Raw genomic sequence first — 25,129 nt, forward strand, 5'->3', positions numbered from 1 at the left:
GGTGAGATTCACTTCGAGGTGTTCAGCATCGGCAGGTTCAGGCCGTGTTCACGGGCGCAGTCGATGGCGATGTCGTAGCCGGCGTCGGCGTGGCGCATCACGCCGGTCGCCGGATCGTTGTTCAGTACGCGGGCGATACGGGCAGCGGCGGCATCGGTGCCGTCGCAGACGATCACGACGCCCGAGTGTTGCGAGAAGCCCATGCCGACACCGCCGCCGTGGTGCAGCGACACCCATGTCGCGCCGCTGGCGGTATTGAGCAGGGCGTTGAGCAGCGGCCAGTCGGACACAGCGTCCGAGCCGTCGCGCATGGCTTCCGTCTCGCGGTTGGGGCTGGCGACCGAACCGGAATCGAGGTGATCGCGGCCGATCACGACCGGTGCCGAGAGCTCGCCCGAGCGCACCATTTCGTTGAACGCGAGGCCGAGCTTGGCGCGAAGGCCGAGGCCGACCCAGCAGATACGGGCGGGCAGCCCTTGGAAGCTGATGCGCTCGCGGGCCATGTCGAGCCAGCGATGCAGATGCGCGTCGTCGGGGATCAGTTCCTTGACCTTCGCGTCGGTCTTGTAGATATCTTCCGGGTCGCCGGAGAGCGCTGCCCAGCGGAACGGGCCAACGCCACGGCAGAAGAGCGGGCGGATGTAAGCGGGCACGAAGCCGGGGAAGTCGAACGCGTTCTCGACACCTTCTTCCATCGCCATTTGGCGGATGTTGTTGCCGTAGTCGAACGTCGGCACGCCCATCGCCTTGAAATCCAGCATGGCTTTGACGTGAACGGCCATCGATTGCTTGGCGGCCTTCACGACTTCGGCGGGTTTGCTGCGGGCGCGCTCGCGGTACTCGTCCCACGTCCAGCCGATAGGCAGATAGCCGTTGAGCGGATCGTGCGCGCTCGTCTGGTCGGTGACCATGTCCGGGCGCACGCCGCGCCGTACCAGTTCCGGCAGAATCTCGGCCGCGTTGCCGCACAGCGCGATGGACACGGCCTGACCCGCCGCCGTGTACTTGGCGATGCGGGCCAGCGCATCGTCGAGATCTGTCGCTTGCTCGTCGACATAGCGCGTGCGCAGACGGAAATCGATGCTGGCTTGCTGGCACTCGATGTTCAGCGAGCAGGCACCGGCGAGCGTGGCGGCCAGCGGCTGTGCGCCGCCCATGCCGCCGAGCCCGGCGGTCAGCACCCAACGGCCCGCGAGCTTGCCGCCGTAGTGCTGGCGACCGGCTTCCACGAACGTCTCGTAGGTGCCTTGCACGATGCCTTGGCTGCCAATGTAGATCCACGAGCCAGCGGTCATCTGGCCGTACATGGCGAGACCCTTGGCGTCGAGTTCGTTGAAGTGTTCCCACGTGGCCCAGTGCGGCACGAGGTTGGAGTTGGCGATCAGCACGCGCGGCGCGTCGGCGTGAGTCTTGAACACACCAACGGGCTTGCCGGATTGCACCAGCAGCGTTTCGTCGTCGGCGAGGGTCTTGAGCGTTTCGACGATCTTGTCGAAGCATTCCCAGTTGCGTGCAGCGCGGCCAATGCCACCGTAGACCACGAGCGCATTGGGGTTCTCGGCCACGTCCGGGTCGAGGTTGTTCATGAGCATGCGCAGCGGCGCTTCGGTCAGCCAGCTGCGGGCATTGAGTTGGGTGCCGCGCGGTGCGCGGATCGTCACATCGCGGTATCGGGTGGGGTGGCTCACAGCATTCCTTTCTTTCAGACCAAGTAATGGCCTGTACAGTATTGTATAGACAGGTAAAGCTGTATTAGGGTTTGTACGAATCTGAGCGCTTCTGCGGCGTGAGCGGGACGGCGGGAAGGTCAAACGAAAAAAGGCACGCCATCGCACGAAACAGCGTTGTGCGGGGCGTGCCAAGGGTGAGCCGGTCCGTTGCGCGAATTACGCAGTGCCCCGCCATGTCGAGGCAGTGCGCAAAGTCCCGGTTCTCGCGAAGTCTCCGAGATGAGACCGATGAAACGTAAGACATCCCCTCGGCGGGCGAGGGGGGGCTACCCAACCGTTAGAACGTCTGGCGGATACCCATGCGTACCAGCGTCTGCGTCGAGGTGGCCGACGAGATACCGTTACCTACGTCGCCGACCGAGGCCGTCGCGGACACCACATTGCCAAACGTGTCGAGCGTGTTGCCCGATGCCTTTTGATAGCCCACGAGCGCGTACAGCGACGTGCGCTTCGACAGCGCGTAGTACGTGGCCAGGTTGATCTGGTGGTACTTCGGACCGCTGGCGCCCTTCACGTCGCTGCCTTGCGTGAAGTTGTAAGCCGCCGCCAGACGCAGCGCCGGTGTCCACTGATAGGCCACCGTGGCACCGATCGAGTTGAACGTCATGGCGCTTGCGAACGTCGAGAACGAGCCCGGCGTGTAGTGCACGTTGCCGTACGATAGGCCGACCTGCGTGTTGCCGAACGTGTACGTACCGGCGGCAGCAAGAATGCGTTGGCTGGCGGCCGAGGCGAAGCCCTCGTTGATCGACGACGCGAACGTGCCGTCGTACGCGCCGTTCCACGCACCGCCCGTATTGCCGTAAGCATTGGTTGCTTGCAGGTAAGCCACGCCGAGCGCGAGCGGGCCGCTGGCGTACTGACCGCCGAGACCCCACGCGTTTTGGTTCTTCACGCTGCCCGGCTGGCCGCCAAAGCCATAGATCGCGCCGAACTGGAAGCCGCCGTACACCGGGCTCGCCCACTTCACCGAGTTGTTCACGCGGGCTTGGTTATCGATGTTGTCGATATCGCCCGGGTGCGCGCCCATGCCCGTGACGAACGTGCCTGCACTGATCGCCCCGACGTAATCGACGATCGGATCGTATTGGCGGCCAAAGGTGATCTTGCCGAGCGTGGCGCTTTGCAGCCCCAGCCACGACTGACGGCCGAACTGGCGGTTGCCTTGGCCCGATTGGCCATTGCCGATGTTGAACCCGTTCTCGAGCTGGAAAATGGCCGAGTTGCCGCCCCCCAGATCTTCCACGCCTTTCAGACCCCAACGGTCGCCCGACCACGTGCCGCTGGCAAAGCCCCAGTTCGAGGCGTTGCTGTAGACAATCGGGTTGCCTACGCTGCCTTTGGTCGTGGCGGTGCGTTGACCGCTGGTGTAACCCACGCCGGCGTCGACGATGCCGTATAGCGTCACGTTGCTTTGTGCGTGTGCCGCGATGGCGAAGCCGCCGAGCCCGAGTGCCGCGAGAAAAATACGCTTCATAATATTAGTAATCCTAAATATATGTGACATCAACGTCACGAGAACTCGCCTGCGATCCCCGCCGTTCCCTGTGTGGGGCGGGAACGGGTGGAGAAGCGGGGTGCCGCTGGCGTGGCTTACCGGGGGGCGTCACCTCCGGGAAGTCCGGTGACGCTCAGCCAGGTCGCAACCGCCACGACCAGCGCGTCGATATCGTCGAAGTTCTCGGCGCCCGGCACGGCCGGTGCATCGAGTACCGTGAACACGGGCTTGCGCCATTGCAGGCCAAGCGCGATTTCCGAGAGCGTGCCCAGTCCGCCGCCGATGGCGACCAGACACACCGACGCGCGTGCGATCAGTGCATTGCGCGTGATGCCGAGACCCGTGGGCAGGGCCACGCTCAGGTGTGGGTTCGCCTCGTCGGCGTGGTCCTCTGGCAGCAGGCCGATCACGATGCCGCCTGCGGCAGCGGCACCGGCGGACGCCGCTTCCATCACGCCGCCTTTGCCGCCGCATACGAGCGCGACACCGGCGGCAGCGAGCGCTTCGCCTACGCAATGCGCCGCTTCGAGCTGCGCGGGCGACGCCTCACGCGGGCCGATCAAGCCGACCGGAGTCACGTGCCGATGCGTGCTTTCCTGACGCGCAGCCAGTTGATCGAGGGCGTGGCGGGCCGCAGCCGACCACTCATTGAGGATGACGCCGTACAAGACACTCTCCGAGAGCGAGCACACCGCTGCATACCGCCATTAAAACGAGCGACAGCGCGGCGGCTTGTGGGAAATCCGTTTGCCCGTCCGACATCTTGAGGAACATGAGCAACGGCAGGATGTTGATTTGGGTACCGGCCAGCGCGAGCGCGGTGCCGTACGTGCCCATGGCAATCGCGGTGACGAGGCACCACGCCGCGGCCAGCGTCGGCCAGAGTTCGCGCAGCGCCACGTCGACGAGCGCGCGCAGCGGATGCGCCCCGAGCGTGAGCGCAGCTTCGAGCGGACGGCGGTCGAGGTTGGCGATCGACGGGTAGACCATCAGCGCCACGCGCGGAATCAAGTAGTACGCGTACGCCGCGATAAGACCCGGTGCCGTGTAGATGAGCGCACCAACGCGTGCCGGGTCGGCCCCGAGCGACGCCAGCCCGAGCGTGACGAACCCCGCCCGGCCGAACGCCAGAATGAATCCGTAAGCGATCACGAGTCCCGAGAACGCTAGCGGCACGCCCATGGCGGCGAGCCAGAAGCGGCGCCGCCGAGGGGTTTGCCGTGCGAGGGTGACGGCCAGCAGCGCGCCGACGAGCAGCGACACCGTACCTGCGCCGACGGCGAGTGCCAGCGAGTTCACCAAGGCGTTGCGCACCAGCGGATCGATGGCGATAGCGAGGAACGCCTCGCCACGGCCCTCGAATGCGGCGATTACCAGCGCACCGAGCGGTAGCCCGAAGCCCAGCGCGAGCAACGCGGCGGCGGGCAAGCCGCCGAAGCGGCGAACCCAACCGCGCGGGGCGAGCGTCCCGCGCGGGCGGCGCGGGCTGCGCTCGATTGCCTCGATGGCGGGGACCGGGTTGGCGCGATGGGGCGTCATGTCGTGCGATCTCACTTGGCGAGTGCGGCGGCGGCCCACAGGCGGTCGACTTCGGCCTTCTGCGCGGCGGCACGCGCTACATCGAGCGGATGCACTTGCGGCGCATCCGGCATGCGTGCGCGCATCTCCGGCGAGAGCGGCACGCCGGGCACGGCGGGGCGCACGTAGCCTTGCGCAAAAAGCGCCTGACCGACCGGGCTCATGATGAGGTTGAGCCACAGCTTGGCGGCGTCCGGGTTCGGGCCGTTCTTCACGAGACTGATGGCATAGGGCGCAGAGACAGTGGCTTCCTTCGGAATGACCACCTGCGCCGCGTCGCCCATGCCGTCGGTGTACTTCGCCTTCAGACCGTCGTTTTCATAGCCGATCAAAATCGGAATCTCGCCCTTCACGAACTTCGCATAGGGGGTCGTGCCTTCCACTCGCATGACGTTGCCAGCATCGCGCAACTTGCCGAAGAACTCGGCACCGGGCTTCGGGTTGTCGACGTTGCCGCCAAAGGCATACGCGGCGGCAAACACGGCGACTTGACCCTGCCCCGTCGAACGCGGGTCGAGGTACACCACGGCGTTCTTGTACTCCGGCTTGAGCAGGTCGGCCCATGACTGCGGCACGTTTTTCACCAGCTTCGTGTTCACGAGAAACGCGATGTTGAGCGAATGGATGGTGAACCAGCGGCCATCGTTATCGCGAAACACCTTCGGCAACGTGTCGAAATTGATGGGCTTGAACGGGGCCACCACGTCTTTCTGCACCGCGTCGAGTGCCGAGCCAGCGAAGTAGTAAGCGGTATCGGCTTGCGGGCGGCGGCGCGACTTGTCGAGCGCGACCACCGTGGCCGCCGAGCCGATGTCGTTGTACGTGATCTCGACCTTCGGATAGCGCTTTCGGAATTCGGCAAACAGCGCCTTCCAGTTGGCCCACTCCGGCCCGGTGTCGAACGACACCACGAGACCTTCTTCTGCCGCTTTGGCGTAAAGCTCCGCTTCACCGGGGTAGAGCGGGGCACCCGCTTGGGTTTGCGCGTGTGCCGCAACGGTGGTGCCCGCGAGCAGCGCGAACGAGACGGCCAGCGTGGAAAGCGCGGGCAAGACGGCACGAGACAGCAGCGAAGGGGTAAAGCGAGTCATCGACAGGGCTCCATCGGGGGCATGGGGTAAGGGCATTTTGGAAATCGGTTCACTTATTTCGTTGACGGCGGCAGCACGCGCAGATGCGCCGGGTCGAGCGCCACGGCATGCGTCGCGGCACGCCGGTGTTCGCCCAACAGCGGGGTAGCGGCACCGTCCGGAAAGAAGTCGTAGCGGCAGGTCGCACCGAAGAAGCGCACGGCCCCGGCGCGTCCGGGCAGGCGATTGATCGCATGCATCGGCGGATCGGTATCGACGTGCTCGGGCCGCACCAGCACGTTCACGGCGTCGCCAATGCGCCATGCGCCGGTGTCGGCGAGCAGTTCCGCGAACCCGACGTCGACCGCGCCGGGGCGTACTACGCGTGCGGGCAGCACCGTCGACAGGCCCGTGAAGCTGGCGACCGTCGCACAGGCGGGGGCATCGTAAAGGCGCTGCGGCGTGTCGATTTGCAAGAGGCGTCCGCTATCGATAACCGCCACACGGTCGGCCAGACTCAGCGCTTCGTCGCGATCGTGCGTGACGATCAGCGTGGTGGCACCGCTCGCTTGCTGCAACGCGCGAATTTCGTCGCGCAATTGCTGGCGAATACCGGCATCGAGGGCAGCGAGCGGCTCGTCGAGCAGCAACACGCGGGGCGATACGGCCAGCGCCCGCGCCAATGCGACGCGCTGCTGCTGGCCGCCCGAGAGCGATGCGGGACGCCGCCCGGCGCAATCGGCCAGCCCCACTCGGGCGAGCATGTCGAGCGCCGTGCGCTGACGCTCGGCGGCGCTCACGCGACGCATGCGCAGCCCGTAGGCCACGTTATCGAGCACGCTGAGGTGCGGGAACAACGCGTATTGCTGAAACACCATGCCGACTTGACGCCGCCAGACGGGCACACCGGCAACGTCTTCACCGCCGATGGCGATGCGTCCGCGATAGCCGTCGAGCAAGCCCGCGACCAGCCGCAACACGGTCGACTTGCCGGAGCCGCTGCGGCCCATCACGGCAAGCAGCTCGCCCTGACGCACTTGCAGACTGACGTCGTCGAGACCCTGCGGTGCGCCTTGGTAACGGAAGCTGACGTTTTCGAGCGTAAGACTCATGAACTGACCTTCTGACGAGACGCCGCAAAGATCGATACGCCGGTCGCGACCAGCGCGAGCACAAGCAGCACGACCGTGGCAGCGCACGCAAAACCGGTGGCGCCGTAGAACGCCTGAAGCAGCACGACCGGATAGTTGCGATAGCGGAAACCCGCGATGAGATTGGAAATTTGAAATTCGCCGATCGATAGCGCGGCGACCATCACCAGCCCCGCGACGAGGCTATGTGTGAGGTTGGGCACGGCGACGGTCAGAAACTGTTTGAGCGGCGAGGCACCGAGCGTTGCCGCGCAGTCTTCGAGCCGCGCGATGTCCAGATGACGCAGATCGGCGAGCAACGTTTGCGTGAGATAGGGCAGCGTGAGTACGGTATGGGCGAGCACCAGCAGCCAAAGCGAACCGAGCCACGGCAGCGTGTCGCCGCTGAAGACAGCGATGTAGCCGAAGCCGAGCGTGAGCGCCGGTACGGCCACCGGCAGAAGCGTGACGAGCCGGGCGACGGCACCCCGCGCGGTGCGCGCGCCGTGATGCAGGGCATAGGCGAGCGGCAGTCCCACGATGGCCGTCATCACGCAGCAGCTCAGTGCGACGATGAGGCTCGTGGAGAACGCGCGCCGGAACGACGGATCGCCTGCCAGTTCCGCAAACCACTGCACGGTGAAGCCGGTCGGCAAGACGGTGTTCGTCCATGCCTGCCCAAAGGCGCCCACGAGCAACAGCAGCACCGGCAGACACAGATAGATGAGGAAGAGGGCGGCGACCGCGCGCACGATCCAGAGCAATACGCCGGTGCGCGCACGTTGCGGCGTCTGCCCCGCCTGATCTGCATCGGCAGGCGCGGGGCTGTGCCGGGATGGCACAGCTAAGGCGAGGCGCTCGGTAGGGACGTCGGACATCGGGAGAACCTGATCGGCAATCAATGACAAAGGAGGATCTGCGCCGCCGGGGCCTTGATTTTCCTGGCAGGAAAAGGCTGGCCGCAGGTTTTGCATTGGGCGCCAGTGTCGTGGTGCGGCGTGTCATCGTCATGAAGAAAACACACAAATCGGGCATCGTGCTGTGCGAAAACGGAACAGTCGATGGCCGCACACCCGTGCCCGTCGTTGCCCGAAAACCCCCGTCGTTCCTATGCCTGCGCTACGCCACTGTTATCCCAATACCGCTGAATTGCTTGCCTTCGTCAGCGCCGCAAGGCACTTGAATTTTTCTCGTGCTGCCCGTGAACTGGGTCTCACGCCGAGCGCGGTGAGTCGCCAGATTGCGGCGCTCGAAGCGTTGGTCGCAACGCCGCTCTTCGTGCGCGAGGGGCGAAATTTGACGCTGACCGATGCCGGGCGCCGCTATCATGAGCGCGTGGCCGAGCCGCTGCGCGAGATCGGCAACGCATCGTTGGAATTGATGACTTCGCGGGGGGAGAGCGACTTGCTGACGATTGCGAGCGTGCCGACATTTACGACGAAATGGCTCATCCCTCGTTTGCCGGATTTTCTCGCGCAAACGCCGGGCGTCACGCTCAGCTTTAGCCGCCACTTGTCGCACGGTGATGCCTTTCCGTTCTCGCTGGATGCCGCCATCCGTTATGGCGACGGGGAATGGGAAGGGGTGGTGAGCGACTATCTCGATGGGCGCAGCTTCGTTCCTGTTTGCTCGCCGTCTTTCGTCGAGCGTTATCCGCTCGCGGGCGTGAGCGACATCGCACGTGCGCCGCGTTTGGTGCACAGTCAGGCGGAAGATGTCTGGGGCACATGGGCTCGGCGCTACGACGTGGCAGAACAAGCGCAGCGCACGGGGCCCCGCTTCGAGCAGTATTCGGTGCTGCTACAGGCGGCCGAAGCGGGCATGGGCATTGGTCTAGTGCCTGCGTTTCTCGCCCGAGAGGCGATAACGGCGGGGCGGCTGGTCGAGCCGGTGGACGCCGGGGTCGATGTGCCGCACCACGGTCACTATCTTTGTTACCCGCGCGAGCGGTTGCAGCAGCGTGCAGCCTTGCGCCAGTTCCGCATGTGGATGTTGGCGCAGGCAGGGCAAGACGTGAAAGGTTAAGCGACGCATGACACACCAACGTATCAGTCAACGACGCCTGTTCATGACGGCGATCGCAGGCGTATTCACCATGACACTGCAACTTGCTGCGGCCGCGGCGCCGCACGAATGTCCCGCACCGCCTCCGGGAAACCCCGACATTCGGGCGCTGGGCTACTACACGGACGCGGCAAAGTCGAAGATCGATCCGCAATTGCAGGCGCAGAACGCCGCAGCCGTAAAGCCGCTAAACGATTTCACCGCGCAAATCGCCAAGATGACCGACGCCTATGCCCACGCGGCAGGCAAAGGCGGCGAGGCTGACGGGCGTTGCACGCTCGCGTGGCTTGAAGCGTGGGCCAGCAGCGGGGCGATGCTTGGACAGATGATTCACGTGAACAACGATCAGTCCGACTACATGCGTCAATGGACGCATGGGGCCGCCGCCATCGCCTATCTGCGAACGCAGGCGTTGGCCACGGCGCAGCAGCGGCAAGTCATCGAGGCGTGGTTGCGTCAACTGTCGAGCGCAAATCTCGCTTACTGGGGCAACCCCAAGCACAAGCGCAACAACCACTACTACTGGACCGGCGTGGGCATCATGGCGACGGCCGTGGCCACGCACGACAGCGCATTGCTATCGACGGCACAAGGCATCTACCGCACGGGTATCGACGCCATTGAACCCGATGGCAGCTTGCCGATGGAGATGGCCCGCAAACGCCGCGCGCTGCATTATCACGACTACGCTACGGCCCCGTTGGTGTTCATGGCAGAACTCGCGCGATTGAATGGCGACGACTGGTATGCCTATCGGCAAGGTGCCATCGAACGACTCGCCGCACGGGTGGCCGATGGCTACCGCGATCCTGCGTGGTTCAACGCGCAGTCGGGCGTGGCGCAGGAGACTGCACAGCCGCACGGATCGAGCGGCTGGGTGGAGTTCTACCGGCTGCGTTCGCCACACCCCGAGCGGTATGACGCCATGCACGCCTTCGCGCCGTTTAAAGACCCGCGCATGGGCGGCAACCTGACATGGATGGCGGAACACGGCATCGTGCCGACGCGCTGAGCTTCCATCGCCTAGCATCCATCGCACAACATCAACCACGCGTCGTGCTCGCGACGATCAAATCGTAGAGCGCCTGAGCCGCGGGCGATAGCTGCGCACCGCGCCGCGTCACCAGCACCAGCGTGCGGGCGATCACCGGTTCGACCAGATCGACGACGCGAATGTGCGGATACGCGCCTTTCTGAATCGCCAAACGTGGCACCACGGCTGCCGCCACACCCTCTGCCACCATCCCCACAGCAGTGGAACTGCGCTGCACTTCGAAGTGCGGTTGCAGATTCACGTCCGCTAACGCGCCGTCGAGCAACGACCGGTTGGCGCTGACTTGCCCGGCAAAAATCAAAGGATAGGGCGCGAGATTGCGCCACGGCACGCGCCGGCGGCGTGCCAGCGGATGCGTCTCGTGACAGATCAGCACGAATTGATCTTGCGCGACGGGTAGCCCCACCAGATCGCCGTGGCCCGGCCCCGCGATGTGAATGCCGAACTCGGCTTCACGCCGCAGCACCGCATCGGTGACGGCCACCGACGAGTGATCGAGTACGCGCACACGGTTGTGCGGAAAGCGCTGCGCATAGGTTTGCAAAATGCTCGGCAAAAACTGCACCCCGGCCGTCGGCACACACGCAATCGACACGTCGCCGCGCGCAGCTTGTCCGCTCTCTTTGATTTCGGTGAGTGCGTCGGAGAGCTCATCGAGCAGACGGCGTGCCTGTGGCAGAAAGTCCCGCCCGATTTGGGTGAGCGACACGGAGCGCGTGGTGCGCTCGAAGAGCATGACGCCCAAATAGTCCTCCAGTTTACGCAACCGCTGTGTGATCGCGGTTTGCGTGACCGAGAGCGCATCGGCAGCACTCTGGAAGCCGCCACGATCGGCAATCGCGACAAACGCCTGCACGCCGAGGATGTCGATTTTCATAAGAAAAATTGAGTAATCGGACAGATAAATTCATTTTACCGGAGACAAAGACGGTTCCAGAATCCGTCCTGCGATCGCACCCATCCACCCCACAAATGCTTTCAGAAGAGTTTAGAAAAGGAGTGATCGATGTCCCAATTCATTTCGGCGCAGGCGCTTACGCGTCTGTATGCGGCCATGGACGACAAGCTTGCCGTCGTCCGCCAGCGGCTTGGCCATCCGCTCACGCTGGCCGAGAAAGTGCTGTTCGGCCATCTTGCCGACCCTGAGAATCAGGCGCTGGTTCCGGGGCAGAGCTATCTCGCGCTCATGGTCGACCGTGTCGTGTTTCAAGATGTGCTCGGCCAGACCGGCATGCTTCAGTTCATGCAAACGGGCCGTGACCGTGTTGCCGTTCCGGCGAGCATTCACTGCGACCACCTGATTCAAGCGCGTGTCGAGGGACGCGCCGACTTGCGCGCTTCCATCGACGAGAATCGCGAGGTCTATGCCTTTTTGCGCAGCGCGGCCGCCCGTTACGGGCTGGGCTTCTGGGAGCCGGGCGCGGGCATCATTCATCAGGTGGTGTTGGAAAACTACGCGTTCCCGGGCGCCCTCATCATCGGCACTGATTCGCATACGCCCAATGGCGGCGGGCTGGGTGCCTGCGCCGTCGGTGTGGGCGGTGCCGATGCCGTGGAGGCGCTTGCCGGGTTGCCGTGGGAAGTGCTGTATCCCAAGCGCATCGCGGTGTATCTCACCGGTGAGTTGAGCGGCTGGACGGCGCCGAAGGACGTGATTCTGCGCGTGGCCGGTGAGCTCACGGTCTCGGGCGGTACGAACGCCATCGTGGAATACATCGGCCCCGGTGCGCGCACGATCAGCGCGACGGGCAAGGCCACCATCACCAATATGGGCGCAGAGCTCGGCGCGACCACGTCGATGTTTCCGGCGGACGAACGCATGCTCACGTATCTGCGCGCCAGCGGTCGAGCCGATCTCGTGCCGGTGATCGAGGCCAATCTCTCGTTGCTCGCACCCGACCCGCAAGTCGAGGCGAATCCGGAGCACTTCTACGACCGCGTGGTCCGTATCGATCTCTCGACGCTGGAGCCGCATGTCGTCGGCCCGCACTCGCCGGACCGGGCCCGCACCGTCTCGCAGTTGGCGGCGCAGATGAAGCAGGCGAAGCCTGGCGACGGGCTGGCCGCGCACGACGTGGAGGCCGACACGTTATCGGCGGCGCTGATCGGCAGTTGCACGAACTCGTCGTATGAAGACATGAGCCGCGCTGCCGACGTGGCGAAGCAGGCCCATGCGCATGGCGTTAAGGCGGCGGTAGCGTTCATGGTGACGCCGGGGTCGGAGCAGGTGAGAGCGACGATCGCTCGCGATGGGCAACTCGATGCACTGTCTGCGATGGGCGGCACCGTGCTGGCCAATGCTTGCGGGCCTTGCATCGGACAGTGGCGGCGCGAGTCGGCCGCTGTCGCGACGCCGAATACCATCGTGACTTCGTACAACCGCAATTTCCCGCGTCGTAACGACGGTTCGCCCAACACGGTCAATCTGATTGCCAGCCCGGAAATCGTGACCGCTTGGGCGTTGGCAGGTCGCCTTTCGTTCGATCCGCAGCACGACACGCTCACGGGGGCCGATGGCAAGCCGTTCCGGCTGACGCCGCCCGCCGTGGCGCCCGAAGTGCCACCCGACGGTTTCACCCGAGGGGCGACGCATTACATCGCGCCGCCCGACGACGGGACGCGAGTCGAAGTGAGTGTCGATCCGAAGAGCGAACGCATTCAGGTGCTCAAGCCGTGGCCAGCGTGGAACGGCAGCGATCCGACGGGCATGCCGGTGTTGATCAAGACGCGGGGCAAGACCACGACGGACCACATCTCACCGGCCGGGCCGTGGCTGAAGCTGCGCGGTCATCTGGAGCGCTTCAGCGACAACCTGCTGTCGGGCGGCACCAATGCATACACCGGCGCAACCGGGCGCACGATCGACCTGTTGAGCGGGGCGCAAGACGTGACGCCCGCGCAGGCCGCACGCGCCTATCGGGCCGCTGGGGTGCCGTGGGTCATCGTGGGCGACTTCAACTACGGTGAAGGCAGCAGCCGCGAACACGCCGCACTGTCGCCGCGTTTGCTCGGCGGCATGGCGGTCATCGCACGCAGCTTCGCCCGCATTCACGAGACGAATCTGAAGAAGCAGGGGCTGTTGGCGTTGACGTTTGCCAACCCGGACGACTACGAACACGTGCGGGCCGACGATCGTATCGACCTGCTGGGGTTAGCCAATTTGGCCCCGAAGCGCGATGTCGAATGCGTGCTGCACCATGCGGACGGTAGTCGTGAAACGGTGTGGTTGAAGCATAGCTACAGCGATGTGCAGCTTCAGTGGTTTAAGGCGGGGTCGGCATTGAACGTCGTGCCGAAGTCGAGCAAGTAATACGGCAACGCTGTCGACAGCGATGCGGGGCATGCAGCTACCACGGCGGTGGTGCATGCCCCGAGTCGATTCGATGCGCTCGGCAGTTGTAGACGGCTAATGTCTCAACGCGCAGCCGTCTGACGGGAAGGCTGGCCCTGCGCTTGCAGCACTTGCCCAAATGACGTGTCGATGACCTTGCTGACGTCGAATCGGGTCGGCAACGCGCCCGTCTGCGTCAGAAAGTCGCTGGTGCCTTGATAGTCCGCGACGGCTTGCTTGTCGATGGCCTCCACGGTCATACCGGCTTGTCCGATCCAGTGGCGCGCGACATCGCGATCGAGTCCGGCCTTCTTCGCCCATTGATCGGCATACGCCTCTTTGTGCGTCTCGACCCACGCACGCGCTTTCTGCAAACGCACGAGAAAGTCGGCAATCGCCGCACGCTTTTCTGTGACCGACGGCGCATAGGCGGCCACGCTGCTCAAGCCAGGCATCAGGTTGCGCGCCGTCAGCACGGGCCGCGCGCCGTTATGCACCACTTGCTGCGAGATGTACGGCTCCCACACGGGAAACGCGTCGATCGCGCCGTTGGGCAACGCGACCGCCGCATCTACCGGCATCAGCTTCACGAATTGCACGTAGTCCGTCGGCAAACCGGCCTTTTCCAGCGCGCGCAGGGTCAACTGTTGGCTCCACGCGCCGGGCCAATAGGCCACCTTCTTGCCTTTGAGATCCTGAATCGTTTTGACCGGGGAATCTTTCGGCACGAGTAGCGCGATGGTGTCGGGGTTCTGTCGCGACACGGCAATCAGCTTGACCGGTGCGCCCTTGGCGGCGAGAAAGAGAAAACCGGAATCACCGAGAAACCCCAAATCCAGTGCCCCGGCGTTGAGCCCTTCGGCAACCGGGGCTGCCGACTGGAAGTGCTTCCACTCCACTTGGTAGTTCGCGCCTTCGAGTGCGCCTGAGGCCTCGATGGAGGCGCGCACGTTGTAGTAGTTCTGGTCGCCGATGCGCAGGGTGACCGGTGCGGCCGTCTGCGCCGTGGCGGCAGACGTGTGCACTGTGGCGAGCAGGGTGAGAGAGAGGGCGGGCAAGGTAAAGCGGGCGCGGCGAATCCAACGCAACAGCATCATGACACCTGTGTAAAACGTGAACGAAAGAGACAATCAGGCCGCGCGGCGTACGCCGCCAAGACCCGCAATGTGACGGCGAATGGCGGGAATCAGCGATTCGCCGTAACGAATCGTGTCGCCCAGCGGGTCGAAACCACGAATGAGGAAGGTGTCGACGCCCAGCGCGTAATAGCGCCCAAGGGCGTGCGCCACCTGTTCGGGCGTACCCACGAGCGCCGTGGAATTCCAGCGCGCGCCCGTGGCTTTGGCGACGCCCATCCAGAGACGTTCGTCGAGTACGTTGCCTTGTTGCGCCGCTGCCAGTAGCCGTTGTGATCCGACGTTCTCGGGGGCTTCGACTTGCAGGCCGAGGCTGGCCCGCGTGGCTTTCACTTGTCGCAACACGTCGTCGGCGCGTGCCCACGCTTGCGCTTCGGTGTCGGCGACGATCGGACGGAACGAGATCGAGAAGCGCGGCGTGCGGCCATATCGGCGCGCAGCGCCCCGTACGCGGCCAATCAATTGCTCAACGGCATCGAGCGGTTCACCCCACAACATATAGGTGTCGGCATGGCGTGCGGCCACGTCGATGGCGGCGTCCGACGCGCCGCTGAAGTAAATCGGAATATGCGGTTGGCGCCAAGTTTTCACGGCAGGCGACGCTTGTTCGAAGCGGTAGTGCTTGCCTTCGAAATCGACGGGCGCATCGGCGGTCCAGATGCGCTTCAACGCATCGAGATACTCGTCGGTGCGCGCGTAGCGTGCGTCGTGTTCGAGGAAGTCGCCATCGCGGCGAAGGTCGGCGTCGTTGCCGCCGGATACCACGTTGAGCGCGACGCGTCCGCGCGAGAACTGATCGAGCGTGGCGAGTTGGCGGGCAGCAAGCGGGGCAGCGATCACGCCTGGCCGATAAGCCAGCAGAATGCCGAGGCGTTGTGTGGCTGCGGCGACATAGCTGCTCACAATCGCCCCTTCCGGGCCGTTGGAAAAATAACCGATGAGGGCGCGGTCAAAACCGGCGGTCTCGTGCGCTTGCGCCATGCGGGTGACGAAAGCCGGGTCGACGGCCGCCCCGGTGGGTTGGTCGACTTCGGAGCCCGGGGCTGCCGTGATCATGCCGATAATTTCTACGCTCATAGGTGCGCTCCAATGCAAGCGCCTAGCGTAGCGGGCGTAGTACCGCGCCGTGAACGAAGCAAATCGGGATACGTTATGCCGCATCAAGGCATAAGCATCCCGATGCGCTTGGTATCACCACCCGTGCAGACGAGACCACGTGCCGGTATCGGCGTCGGGGTCGATGGCGTGATAGTCGGGGAACTGGGCGCCGGTGGCGCACGCGTGGTTCGGCAGAATGCGCAGGAGCGTGCCGATCGGAAAGCGCGACACGATGTCGGGATCGGCCTCGCCTTCGCGCGAGAGCACGCCGTGTTCTTGATTGGCGCCGCTCAGGACATAACCGGGGACGACGGTGCCGTCGACGCGGCACACTTGCCCGTAGCCGAAGTCGTGCTTCTGCTTTTGCGTGCCCCGATCGCGGCTCATCGCCATCCAGCCCGCGTCGACGATCGCCCAGCCCTTGTCTGCCTGATGGCCGATGACGGTCGTGAGCACGCTGAGCGCCACTTCGTCGGTCGTGCACACGCCGATGTTGTGCATGACGAGATCGAAGAAGACGTACACGCCCGCCCGCACTTCGGTCACCCCTTCGAGGTGCGTGGCGGCCAGCGCGGTCGGTGTCGAGCCGACGCTCACGACGGGGCAGGGCAAGCCCGCCTCACGCAGCCGGGTGGCGGCGAGCACGCACCCGGCGCGCTCCTGCTCGGCCATCGCCGCGAGCGCTTCGGGGGTATCGAGCTCGTAACTGGAGCCGGCATGCGTCATCACGCCGCCCAGCGTCGCGCCCCCGTCGTGAAGCACGCGCGCAACGTCGAGCAGGGCGGCTTCGTCCGGGCGAATGCCGGAGCGATGACCGTCAGTGTCGATCTCGATCCACACTTCAAAGGTTTCGCCATACTCCGCACCGAACGCCACGATGGCCTGCGCCGAGGCCACGCTATCGGTGATGATTTTCAGATCGCAGCCGCGACGGCGCAACGCCAGCGCAGCGGGCAACTTGCTCGCCACCATGCCGACTGCGTAGAGGATGTCGGTGACCCCAGCGTCGAAGAAGTGCGCCGCCTCTTTGAGCGTCGAGACGGTGATGCCCGCCGCGCCCGCTTCAATCTGCGCGCGTGCGACTTCCGTACATTTGCTGGTTTTTACATGGGGGCGAAAGCGTACGCCGAGCGCATTCATCCGATCTTGCATGCGGCGAATGTTGTGCTGCATGCGCGGGACATCGATCACGGCAGCGGGGGTTTCCAGCGTTTGCAATGTGAGCATCGTTTGGGTCGGCAGGTCTTGCATGGCGGTCATGGCAGGTCTCCTCAAGCGTGATTGCCGAACGTGCGCAGCCACGGCAACGCGGTGTCCAGTGTGGGGGCTTCGCGCTCTGGCGCCGGGGCGCCTTCGGGCAACGACAGTCCGATACGGTTATGCCAGAACGTGCGCATACCGACTTTCGACGTGCCGAACAGGTCGTAACCGGAGCCTGCGATGAAGGCGGCCTCGTTTGCCGAGACGCCCAACTGCGTGAGGGCCAGTTGGTAGGGGCGCGGGTCAGGTTTGTAGAAACCCGCTTGCTCAGAGGTCACGACGACATCCCAGTCGATACCGAGCGATGCGGCGGCCTGCTGCCCGAGTTTTTCCGAACAGTTGGTGACGACAGCCAGCTTGCAGTGCGGGCGAAGCGCCTGAAGCAGTTCACGAGCCCCATCCCAGGCGGGCAACGTCGCCCATTGCGCTTCCAGCGCTTCGGGGGCCGATGCGGGCAGACCGACATGTGCTGCGGCCTCGCGCACCAGTTGTTCGTAGCTCACGTACGCACCGCAACCGTAGGTGCGGCGCAGGTACTCGGCGCGCCAAGTGCGTCCCGCCGTTTCGCTCCCGGCGGCGGTGTTCCATACGGTCCACGAATTGAGTAACGCGGTGAGCAGATCGAACAGAACGGCGCGAGGCCACGCGTCGGGCGTGGCGATAGCGGTAGGTGCGGAAACGTCATGCGTGGGCATCTTGGGGCCTTTTGTCGGTGCGGTGTCTGGGGTGAATCGTCGAGGAAAGCAGGCGTCGCCGCATCCTCACAGGCCTTCAGTGTAGAAACGATATCGTTAGCCGTGGTTAAATCTTGGAACATCAATGCTTAAGCTCAGATTAATGATCCAGATCGAAGACCTACGGCTCGTCGAAGCGCTGGCGCAGGCCCCATCGCTCAGTGCGGCTGCGCGCTTGCTCAACGTGACGCCGCCCGCCTTGTCGGCACGGCTGCGCAAGCTCGAAGCGACGCTGGGGGTGGCGCTGGCGACGCGCACGTCGCGGCAGTTGAGTTTGACGGCGGAAGGCGAGCGCCTTGCGCGGGAGGGAGCGGCGTTGCTCGCGCAGCTCGATGCGCTGCCCGAATCGTTTCGCCGCGACGACCACCGATTGACCGGCACGCTGCGCGTGGCGGCGCCGTTCGGCTATGGCCGCCATCACGTCGCCCCGGCGCTGGCGCGCTTCGCGCAGTTGCATCCCGATCTGCATCTGCAACTCGACTTGCGCGAAACGCCGTGGCCGGACAAACACGATTCCGATGCCGTCATCCATGTGGGCGCGGTGCGCGATTCCTCTTGGATCGCCCGGCCGTTGGTGCCGAATGAACGCTGGTTGTGCGCGAGTCCCGCGTACCTGCGCCGCTTCGGCACGCCCGCCGAACCGCACGATCTGCTGCGTCATCGTTGTATCTGTATTCGGGAGAACGACGAGGACGTGACGCTATGGCGCTTTCGTCGTCCAGATGCCGCGAAGAAGGCACCCGCTCAACGCACGAACGCCCGCGACAGCGTGCGTGTCGTGCCCGCCTACACGAGCAACGACGGCAGCGTGGCTCGCGAATGGGCGGAGCAAGGCCTCGGGCTGGTACTGCGCTCGGAGTGGGACACACGTGATGCCGTCGCTGCGGGCAGGTTGGTGCGCGTGCTGGCGAATTGGACGTTCGACAGCGCGCCGGTGACCTTACTGGTTCCGACGCGCCGTGGCCGAACCGCGCGTTTGCAAGCGCTGATGGCTTTTCTAGGTGAGACGTTAGGCGGGCCGTTGCGGCGCTGATTGCCTGTCGTCGATTCTTACTGAAGGAGCGAAGCCGGGCCGGTGGCCTTGGTGTCGGCACCGTTTCCGGCGGCGGCGGTACGCGGGGCAACCGCGCGCTGGCCACCGGGAAGCGCGGAGAGTTCGACCATTTCGTTGATCTGCACGAAGGGACTGATGCTTTGCGCCTTCATTCTCACCACGCGGTTGATCTGCGGCGAATACCAGAGCGTCGCTTTGTAAGCGGCGCTCTGCTGCGAACGGCCCTGATGGCGCGTCGGCGTCTCGATCAGGTTGCCTTCGTATTCGATGCGTTGGACATCGAACTTGCCTGCGGCGGTGTTGATGGATTCTTCCTGCACGACGCGTGCGCTCAGGTTGAGCGTGCGGCCCGGCGTGCCGGGCGGCGAGTATCGCATGTCCCACGTCTGACCCGGCTTCATATTGGGTTTGATCCAGCCGCCAGCCGGCATGGAGGCATCCATTTCACCGAGAATCGGCTGCGACATCTCGAGCAACTTGCCGTCCGCCATCTCGACACGCCCGCCGTTGTTCATATAAAGCTTGTCGCCGTCGATGCGCTCGACAACGAGCGCCACGCGGCTCTTTACACCGGTGAACAGGTCCGTAATGGTGTATTCCCAGCGTGCGCCCACCGTGCCTGCGGCGGCTTCCCGGGTTTCAGTCGCCCGCTTTTCGGCCGCTGCACGGGACGCCGACGTCTCACGCGCCGCCAATGCCGCCTTGCTGCGGGCGGGGAGCTCGTCCAGATAGCTCGCGGGCAGGGCGTAATTGAGGTTCTGATTCAGGTGGCGCGAATCGGCGAGCATCAGCGTGGTCAGGCCCAGCAGTCGGCCATCGACGTCGAACAACCCGCCGCCGCTCGAACCCGGTGAGATGGGCGCTGACGTCTGAATCAACTCGATGCGATCGGCACTGTCGTGGCGCAGGGACGAGATGATGCCATCGGAGAGCGTGAGTTCTTGCCCGCTCGGGCTGCCCAGCGCATAGACCTTCTGGCCCACCCGCAGCGAGTTCATGGGGGCGCGCGTCACGGGCGGCGCCGACATGTCTTCGACCTTCAACTGACAAATGTCACGCTCCGGGTCGACCAGCTCCAGTTCGGCCAGGTGCGTGGTGTTGCGCCGTTGCACAACCACCTTCACGGCACTACGAAGCACATGGCAATTGGTCGCGAGACGCTGGGGCGCCACGACGACGGCACTGCCTTGCCCGACGCGCTTACCGTCTTTGGTGAATGTGTTGACCACCCAGATGCTGGGCGAGACTTTTTCGTAGAGCTTTTCGGCATCGAGTGCCAGCGCCGGAACGCTGATCGTGGCCGCGAGTGTTGCAGCGAAGAGACGGTTGAGCATGAGCGAGAAGCGCCGTTCTGTGTCGGCTGTCAAATAATCATGGCGTTGCGCACGGTTGCGCAAACACCCGGTGGAATCGCGGCGCTCGGCTTGGAGCGTCCCCCTGTGGCCTCTGTCGTTGTGTTGCCACGCTGGCGCGGCAGCAATTCCATACGTGAGTCGCGTGCCAGCTAGCGAAGTGTACCGAAACGCGACCGTGGCGGCAAAATGCGTCACTAAGGTATGCTATGCGGCACAAAAAATACTCATAGAACTGCGATGAAAAAACCACAACACGGGGGATGGGGGCGCGTTGCGCTTATGTCGGTCGCTGCGCTCGCGCTGGGGGGCTGTGCCATTTCGCCCAATACTCAGATTTCGTCGGTGCGCTCGCCGGATTACAAGGCTCCGCACGTGCTGCGGGTTTTCGTCGTTTATGACGAAGATATGCGCTTCGGGAAGGAGTTTGGCGACGGTTTCCGCAAGGAAATGACAGGGCGGCTGGCGTCTTGCGGTATCGAGTCGAAGTTCGGCGTGATCAAGACTTTGACGCTCGACACCCGCGACGTGCGGCGCGAGATGGAGCTTTTTCAGCCTCAGATTTCCTTGCGCGTGCAGCCCAATGGCGGCGTCGTGCAGGGCAGTTTGCCCTTGCGCGTGGACTTCGTGACCGATGCCATCGATAACGCCCGCGATGCGACGGTTTGGCGCGGCGTGTTCCAGGTGCATCACGTCGGTACGCTGTACGTGTCGTACTTCGAACGGGGCGGGGTGTTTGCCACCGAATTGGTCAACCGTCTGATTACCGACAACATCATCGACGCCTGCCCGATTCTGCCGCTGGATCCGGGCAACCGCCTGCCGAAGCGGGGCACTGTGACCGGGGCGCCTACCTCGCCTACCACGCCCGCCACGGCCAAAGCGCCTACCGTGCCTAGCGCGCCGAACGCGGCTAACAGCGCCGCTGGCGCCCCCACGCCACCGAAGGCGCAAGCGCCAAAGGTGGCTGGACCGGCGGCACCAACGACACCGCCGACGCCATCGGCGTTGCCTGCGGTACCGGTGAAGCCTGCTAATGCAGCCACTCCGGCAGCCCCTCCGGCAACGGCGAAAACGGCGGAACCGCCGCCCCCGCCGCTCGCTGACGACACCCGATACCTGCCCAAGCGCGCCGTGTCGATCGATGACCTGAAGGGCTTGTTGCCACCAGCGCAGTAAGCGGCGTGCGTCAGAACGGCTTCGACAGGGCGACGTAGAAGGTGCGCCGCGGCCCGAACTGCGGCGCGCCTACGCCAATGCCGGTGCCGTCGCGCAGTTCATACACGCGGTCGAACAGGTTGATGACGGAGAACTTCGCATCGAACCGGCCCAGACCCGGCAGATTGATCTTCTGTCCGACACCGAGGTTGACCTGAAAGTACGCGGGCAGATGCTCGCTGTTGGCAAAGCCGCTGCGCAGCCCCGAGCCGAACAGCACATCCGACGAGAGCAGGGTGGCGCCCCATTGATACGACACGCCAGCCGACGCGGTCAGTTGCTGGTCGTGATCCAGATGCACCCAGTGGCTGTTGATGTACGCCAACTCGTCAGCGTCGAAGTTGAACTGCCCGGTTTCGATGCCTTCGCCCATGGCGCGCGACACCGACACGTTCAGGTACGCGCCAAGATTGCCCTGATGGTAGTTCACCGTGCCTTCCACGCCATAGATGCGGCCCTTGTCGTAGTTAAACGTGGAATAGATCAGCGCATTGCCGAACTGACCTTCGTCCTGAAGGTGGCGGACATGCCGGTAGTAGGCGTCGAGACCCACCGTGATTGACGAGGTCAACTGATGCGAAATACCGACGTCGAAATAATCCGAGCGCTCCGACTTCACGGCGGTATTCGCGTCCGACGGGAGCGCGTTCGTGGTGTTCAGGAATTTCGCGACCGAAGTCGTATCGATCTTCTCGGTGGCCGGCGGCGTGAAGTAGCGCGCATAGCCGGCGTGCACCCGCGTGCGGCTCGACAGGTCGTACGTCAGTCCCAGACGGGGCGATAGCTGCCCCTCGTCAGTCACCGTGTTCACGTGGTCGTAACGCGCGCCGTAGTTGATCGTGAGCCGCTCGGTGGCCTTCCATTCGTCTTGCAGATACAGCCCGTAGGTCGTGCCCCGGTCGCTCGAATTGTCCACGATGGTGAAAGGCGTACCGCTCGTCTGCTGGCCGTCGAGCGCCGGAAACACGCTCGACGTGTTGTTCACGCTGAACTGTTCCTGCTGGACGAACAAGCCGAAGCGCAGCGTGTGCCGGTCGTTGAGCTTATAGCTGCTGTCGGCTTGCACGCCGTATGCCTCGTTGCGGCGCGTAATGTCGGCGGCAACGCCGTTGTAGGCGAGATCGCCAATCGGGTCGGGCGTGTAGTCGACACGGCTCGTGCGATGGAATAGCGAAATTTGCGTATCGAGCTGTGGCGACAGATGACTTTGCCAAGACAGCACCTGAAAGTCATTACGCTCTTGCTGATTGGCGTTCAGGCTTGCCGAGTCGGGAATCGCGCCGCTATCGAGCGTGAATGCCGGGGTGACCCCGGGGAGATTCGGGATCTGGAACCGGTTGTTGGACGTACCGAACATGAACGACACGCGGTTATCGGCATTGAGCAGATACGACATCATGCCGAACGCGTTGGTCTGGTTCGTGTGATCGTGAATGGCGTTGCGATCGCCGGTCGGGTTTTCAATGCCTAGGTCGTTGGCCGACACGCGTGCGCTGAAGTAATACGACAGCGCGCCTTTGGTGCCATACAACTGCGTGTTGACTTCGCGGTCGGCGTGGCTGCCGAACACAACACCAACTTCGCCGCCGAACGCTTTAGGCGGCTCGGCACTGTCGTCGGCTTCGCCCGGTGAGCCTTTCGTGTGGATGTCGACAATACCGGCGGTGCGATAACCGAACTGGGCGGGCAACGCGCCGGTAATCAGGTTGATTTGGGCGGCGATGCGCGCGTCGATCGCCTGACCGAAACCGCTGATTGCCTCGGGAATGATCACGCCGTCGATGCGGTATTGCAGATTGGCGTGATCGCCGCGCACGTGCAACTGCCCGTAGGAGTCTTGCACCACGCCGGGGGCTTGCAACAACACTTGATTGAGCGGCGTGTTCGCGCCAAGCGGCAGCGTTTCGATATCGGTGCGATCGAAGTTATAGACCGAGCTGCCGGTGTCGGGCGACAGGGCATTGCGCGCAGCGTCCAGGCGCTTGGCCGAGACAGTGGTGCTCGAAAGCGATGTGCTGGCGTCGGTTGCCGCCACTGCATTGCTGGCCGGTGCCGGGGTGCTTTGTGCGTGAACGTTGATGGCGAATGCCGATGCTGCGGCGGCAGCAAAGGCGTGGCGGGTGAGCGCGGCGACCCGCGTATTTCTGGCGATGGCAATCATGCCGGTCCTCAATGGGCTTGACGTGTGGACGCCATACGGTCGAGCGCGGGCACGGGCAGATGCCAGAGCGGCATGCCTCACGCGATCGACGACGGCGAATGTTCTGATTCAGGCAAGCAACACAGAGAGGGCGGGCGGATCGCGATTACGCGTGGGCCCAGGAGATACCGAGCGCGCATACACCGGCGGCGCTGGCGGGTAATGCCAGCCGCGTACCGCTGCAATTCGCGGTACGACGGGCAGGGTCGTGAGTGCGACGTCGACGGCGACGAACGCCAGACATTCTTCACAGACGCCGTCGTCGTGCGCCTTGTCATGGGCACCGTCATCTTGACTGCCCGCAGCACTGACACCCAATGCGGCGGCGGTATGCGCTACCACATGGCGTGCGAGTGCCGCCTGCGAAACGAGCAGGCAAACGACGAGCCATAAAGGAAGCCAGCGGCGGAGCATGATCCGGGGCGCGCAATCGCGAACGAAGTCGGTGACAGGACGGCGCTACCCGATAGGGCAGCACGAGAAAATGCAACTCAATTGCAATGCAACTGAGTTGCGAATTCTGTCACACTCGCGCTGGCTTTGCCAAGTGGAAAGCCGCTTAACGTATGGCCTTACCCGAGCGCGGCAGGAAGTGTCGCATCGGCGACACGGATCGGGCGGGGGATCAGTTTGAGTTGCAGGAAGGTATCGGCAATGCGCTGTTGCGCTTGCAGTACCGGTTCCGACACGGGTTTGTAGATATGGGCGTAGTGCCGCAGTCCCTTCTCGATGATCTTGGCATCGAGCCCTTGAATCGGTGCGAGTTTGGCGGCAGCCCCCGCGTAGTCGGCACGAATCTGCTGTCCGGTCTCGCTAAGCGAGTCGAGCGTGGCTTTGATGACATCGGCACGCTTTTCCGCGAACGTACGCTGGCTCAGGAAGAACTGGTGGTGATCGGCCGCCCCTTCAGCGTTGGCAAGTAGGCGCACCGGGCTTTGCTCGAGCACGGCAGAGAAGAAGGGATCCCAGATGGCCCAGGCGTCGACCGAACCGCGTTCAAGTGCGGCGCGGGCGTCGGCCGGGGCGAGGTACACCGGCGAGATATCGCCGAAGTCCAGCCCGTGTTTGCGAAGCAGGGCGATGAGGAACCAATGCACGTCCGAGCCCTTGTTGAACGCCACCTTGCGGCCCTTGAGGTCGGCGACCGTCCTGATCGGTGACGTGTTGCCGACGACGACGCCCTCGGCCAACGGCGTGGGAATTTCGTAAGCGCTGTAGACGAAATCGGCACCGGCCGCCTGCGCGAACACCGGCGGCGCTTCGCCTACGTAGCCGAAGTCGATGGCACCGACGTTGAGCCCTTCGAGCAACTGCGGCCCGGCGGCAAACTCGGCCCAAGTGACTTGCACGCCCAGCGGGCGCAGTTTGGCTTCGAGAGAACCGTTCGCCTTGGCGAGCACGAGCGTGCTCGCGGCTTTCTGATACCCGATGCGGAACTTGCCTGCTTCAAAGGCGGCGCGCGCCGGTAGCGCGAATGACGCCGTGCCGGCTGCCGCGCATGCGCCGAGTAGCGTGAGAAATTGTCGACGAGTCGGATTGCCGGAGTGCGCCATATGCGTTGCCCGTATCGGAAGAGACTGTGGACGTCCGATTATCCATACCGGTCTTGCCCGGGCAACGAA

21 protein-coding genes are annotated in these 25,129 nt (G+C 64.1%); 5 read left to right on the plus strand and 16 right to left on the minus strand.

What is annotated here, in order from left to right; genetic code table 11:
* Positions 1-8: 8 nt before the first annotated feature.
* From hutU to PPN31114_RS02930, 7 genes are all read right to left on the minus strand, one after another.
* Positions 9-1,688, minus strand: coding sequence for a urocanate hydratase (gene hutU, locus PPN31114_RS02900; protein ID WP_150677982.1), 1,680 nt, complete (start codon positions 1,686-1,688; stop codon positions 9-11).
* Between the two features lie 319 nt (positions 1,689-2,007).
* Positions 2,008-3,207, minus strand: a complete 1,200-nt coding sequence (locus tag PPN31114_RS02905) for a porin (protein WP_150677983.1) — start codon at positions 3,205-3,207, stop codon at positions 2,008-2,010.
* 116 nt (positions 3,208-3,323) lie between these two features.
* On the minus strand, positions 3,324-3,896 hold the full coding sequence (locus PPN31114_RS02910) for a TIGR00725 family protein (protein ID WP_246182375.1): 573 nt from the start codon (positions 3,894-3,896) through the stop codon (positions 3,324-3,326).
* Positions 3,874-4,767: an ABC transporter permease gene (locus PPN31114_RS02915; protein ID WP_150677984.1), complete on the minus strand. Its 894-nt coding sequence runs from the start codon at positions 4,765-4,767 to the stop codon at positions 3,874-3,876. Before PPN31114_RS02915 ends, PPN31114_RS02910 begins: the two co-directional genes overlap by 23 nt.
* A gap of 11 nt (positions 4,768-4,778) precedes the next feature.
* Complete coding sequence (locus tag PPN31114_RS02920; protein WP_150677985.1) at positions 4,779-5,897, minus strand: extracellular solute-binding protein; 1,119 nt, start codon at positions 5,895-5,897, stop codon at positions 4,779-4,781.
* 53 nt (positions 5,898-5,950) lie between these two features.
* Complete coding sequence (locus PPN31114_RS02925; RefSeq protein ID WP_150677986.1) at positions 5,951-6,988, minus strand: ABC transporter ATP-binding protein; 1,038 nt, start codon at positions 6,986-6,988, stop codon at positions 5,951-5,953.
* The gene (locus PPN31114_RS02930; protein WP_150677987.1) at positions 6,985-7,884 is read right to left on the minus strand and encodes an ABC transporter permease; all 900 of its coding nucleotides are present in this window, start codon (positions 7,882-7,884) and stop codon (positions 6,985-6,987) included. The genes PPN31114_RS02925 and PPN31114_RS02930 overlap by 4 nt, the downstream gene beginning before the upstream one ends.
* Before the next feature lie 232 nt (positions 7,885-8,116).
* Between PPN31114_RS02930 and PPN31114_RS02935 the strand changes: the two genes are divergently transcribed.
* Both PPN31114_RS02935 and PPN31114_RS02940 read left to right on the plus strand, forming a co-directional pair.
* Complete coding sequence (locus PPN31114_RS02935) at positions 8,117-9,031, plus strand: LysR substrate-binding domain-containing protein (RefSeq protein ID WP_150677988.1); 915 nt, start codon at positions 8,117-8,119, stop codon at positions 9,029-9,031.
* Positions 9,032-9,038: 7 nt separating this feature from the next.
* Positions 9,039-10,082: an alginate lyase family protein gene (locus tag PPN31114_RS02940; protein ID WP_217426910.1), complete on the plus strand. Its 1,044-nt coding sequence runs from the start codon at positions 9,039-9,041 to the stop codon at positions 10,080-10,082.
* Between the two features lie 31 nt (positions 10,083-10,113).
* Here the strand turns inward: PPN31114_RS02940 and PPN31114_RS02945 are convergent, their stop codons facing one another.
* The gene (locus PPN31114_RS02945; protein ID WP_150677989.1) at positions 10,114-11,001 is read right to left on the minus strand and encodes a LysR family transcriptional regulator; all 888 of its coding nucleotides are present in this window, start codon (positions 10,999-11,001) and stop codon (positions 10,114-10,116) included.
* 129 nt (positions 11,002-11,130) lie between these two features.
* Between PPN31114_RS02945 and PPN31114_RS02950 the strand changes: the two genes are divergently transcribed.
* Positions 11,131-13,434, plus strand: coding sequence for an aconitate hydratase (locus PPN31114_RS02950; protein WP_150677990.1), 2,304 nt, complete (start codon positions 11,131-11,133; stop codon positions 13,432-13,434).
* Positions 13,435-13,538: 104 nt separating this feature from the next.
* Here the strand turns inward: PPN31114_RS02950 and PPN31114_RS02955 are convergent, their stop codons facing one another.
* From PPN31114_RS02955 to PPN31114_RS02970, 4 genes are all read right to left on the minus strand, one after another.
* The gene (locus PPN31114_RS02955) at positions 13,539-14,552 is read right to left on the minus strand and encodes an ABC transporter substrate-binding protein (protein WP_246182376.1); all 1,014 of its coding nucleotides are present in this window, start codon (positions 14,550-14,552) and stop codon (positions 13,539-13,541) included.
* A 33-nt stretch (positions 14,553-14,585) separates the two neighbouring features.
* Entirely contained in the window at positions 14,586-15,668 is a 1,083-nt protein-coding gene (locus PPN31114_RS02960; RefSeq protein WP_150677991.1) for an LLM class flavin-dependent oxidoreductase, read from the minus strand.
* Positions 15,669-15,782: 114 nt separating this feature from the next.
* On the minus strand, positions 15,783-16,931 hold the full coding sequence (locus tag PPN31114_RS02965) for a DSD1 family PLP-dependent enzyme (protein WP_370865852.1): 1,149 nt from the start codon (positions 16,929-16,931) through the stop codon (positions 15,783-15,785).
* A gap of 29 nt (positions 16,932-16,960) precedes the next feature.
* On the minus strand, positions 16,961-17,644 hold the full coding sequence (locus PPN31114_RS02970; protein ID WP_150677992.1) for an HAD family hydrolase: 684 nt from the start codon (positions 17,642-17,644) through the stop codon (positions 16,961-16,963).
* A gap of 142 nt (positions 17,645-17,786) precedes the next feature.
* On the opposite strand from PPN31114_RS02970, the gene PPN31114_RS02975 reads away from it, so the two are divergent.
* Entirely contained in the window at positions 17,787-18,716 is a 930-nt protein-coding gene (locus PPN31114_RS02975) for a LysR family transcriptional regulator (protein ID WP_150679121.1), read from the plus strand.
* A gap of 17 nt (positions 18,717-18,733) precedes the next feature.
* Here the strand turns inward: PPN31114_RS02975 and PPN31114_RS02980 are convergent, their stop codons facing one another.
* On the minus strand, positions 18,734-20,071 hold the full coding sequence (locus tag PPN31114_RS02980) for a S1C family serine protease (RefSeq protein ID WP_150677993.1): 1,338 nt from the start codon (positions 20,069-20,071) through the stop codon (positions 18,734-18,736).
* Positions 20,072-20,329: 258 nt separating this feature from the next.
* On the opposite strand from PPN31114_RS02980, the gene PPN31114_RS02985 reads away from it, so the two are divergent.
* Positions 20,330-21,268: a hypothetical protein gene (locus tag PPN31114_RS02985; protein WP_150677994.1), complete on the plus strand. Its 939-nt coding sequence runs from the start codon at positions 20,330-20,332 to the stop codon at positions 21,266-21,268.
* A gap of 10 nt (positions 21,269-21,278) precedes the next feature.
* Here PPN31114_RS02985 and PPN31114_RS02990 read toward each other — a convergent pair whose 3' ends face one another.
* The 3 genes from PPN31114_RS02990 to PPN31114_RS03000 all read right to left on the minus strand — a co-directional run bounded on the left by PPN31114_RS02990 (position 21,279) and on the right by PPN31114_RS03000 (position 25,060).
* On the minus strand, positions 21,279-23,468 hold the full coding sequence (locus PPN31114_RS02990; protein ID WP_150677995.1) for a TonB-dependent receptor: 2,190 nt from the start codon (positions 23,466-23,468) through the stop codon (positions 21,279-21,281).
* 108 nt (positions 23,469-23,576) lie between these two features.
* Positions 23,577-23,921, minus strand: a complete 345-nt coding sequence (locus tag PPN31114_RS02995) for a hypothetical protein (protein WP_150677996.1) — start codon at positions 23,919-23,921, stop codon at positions 23,577-23,579.
* Positions 23,922-24,079: 158 nt separating this feature from the next.
* Positions 24,080-25,060 (minus strand): aliphatic sulfonate ABC transporter substrate-binding protein, encoded by a 981-nt coding sequence (locus PPN31114_RS03000; protein ID WP_150677997.1) that lies wholly within the window; start codon positions 25,058-25,060, stop codon positions 24,080-24,082.
* Positions 25,061-25,129 lie beyond the last annotated feature (69 nt).

The organism is Pandoraea pneumonica (assembly GCF_902459645.1).
GTDB classification, from domain to species: domain Bacteria; phylum Pseudomonadota; class Gammaproteobacteria; order Burkholderiales; family Burkholderiaceae; genus Pandoraea; species Pandoraea pneumonica.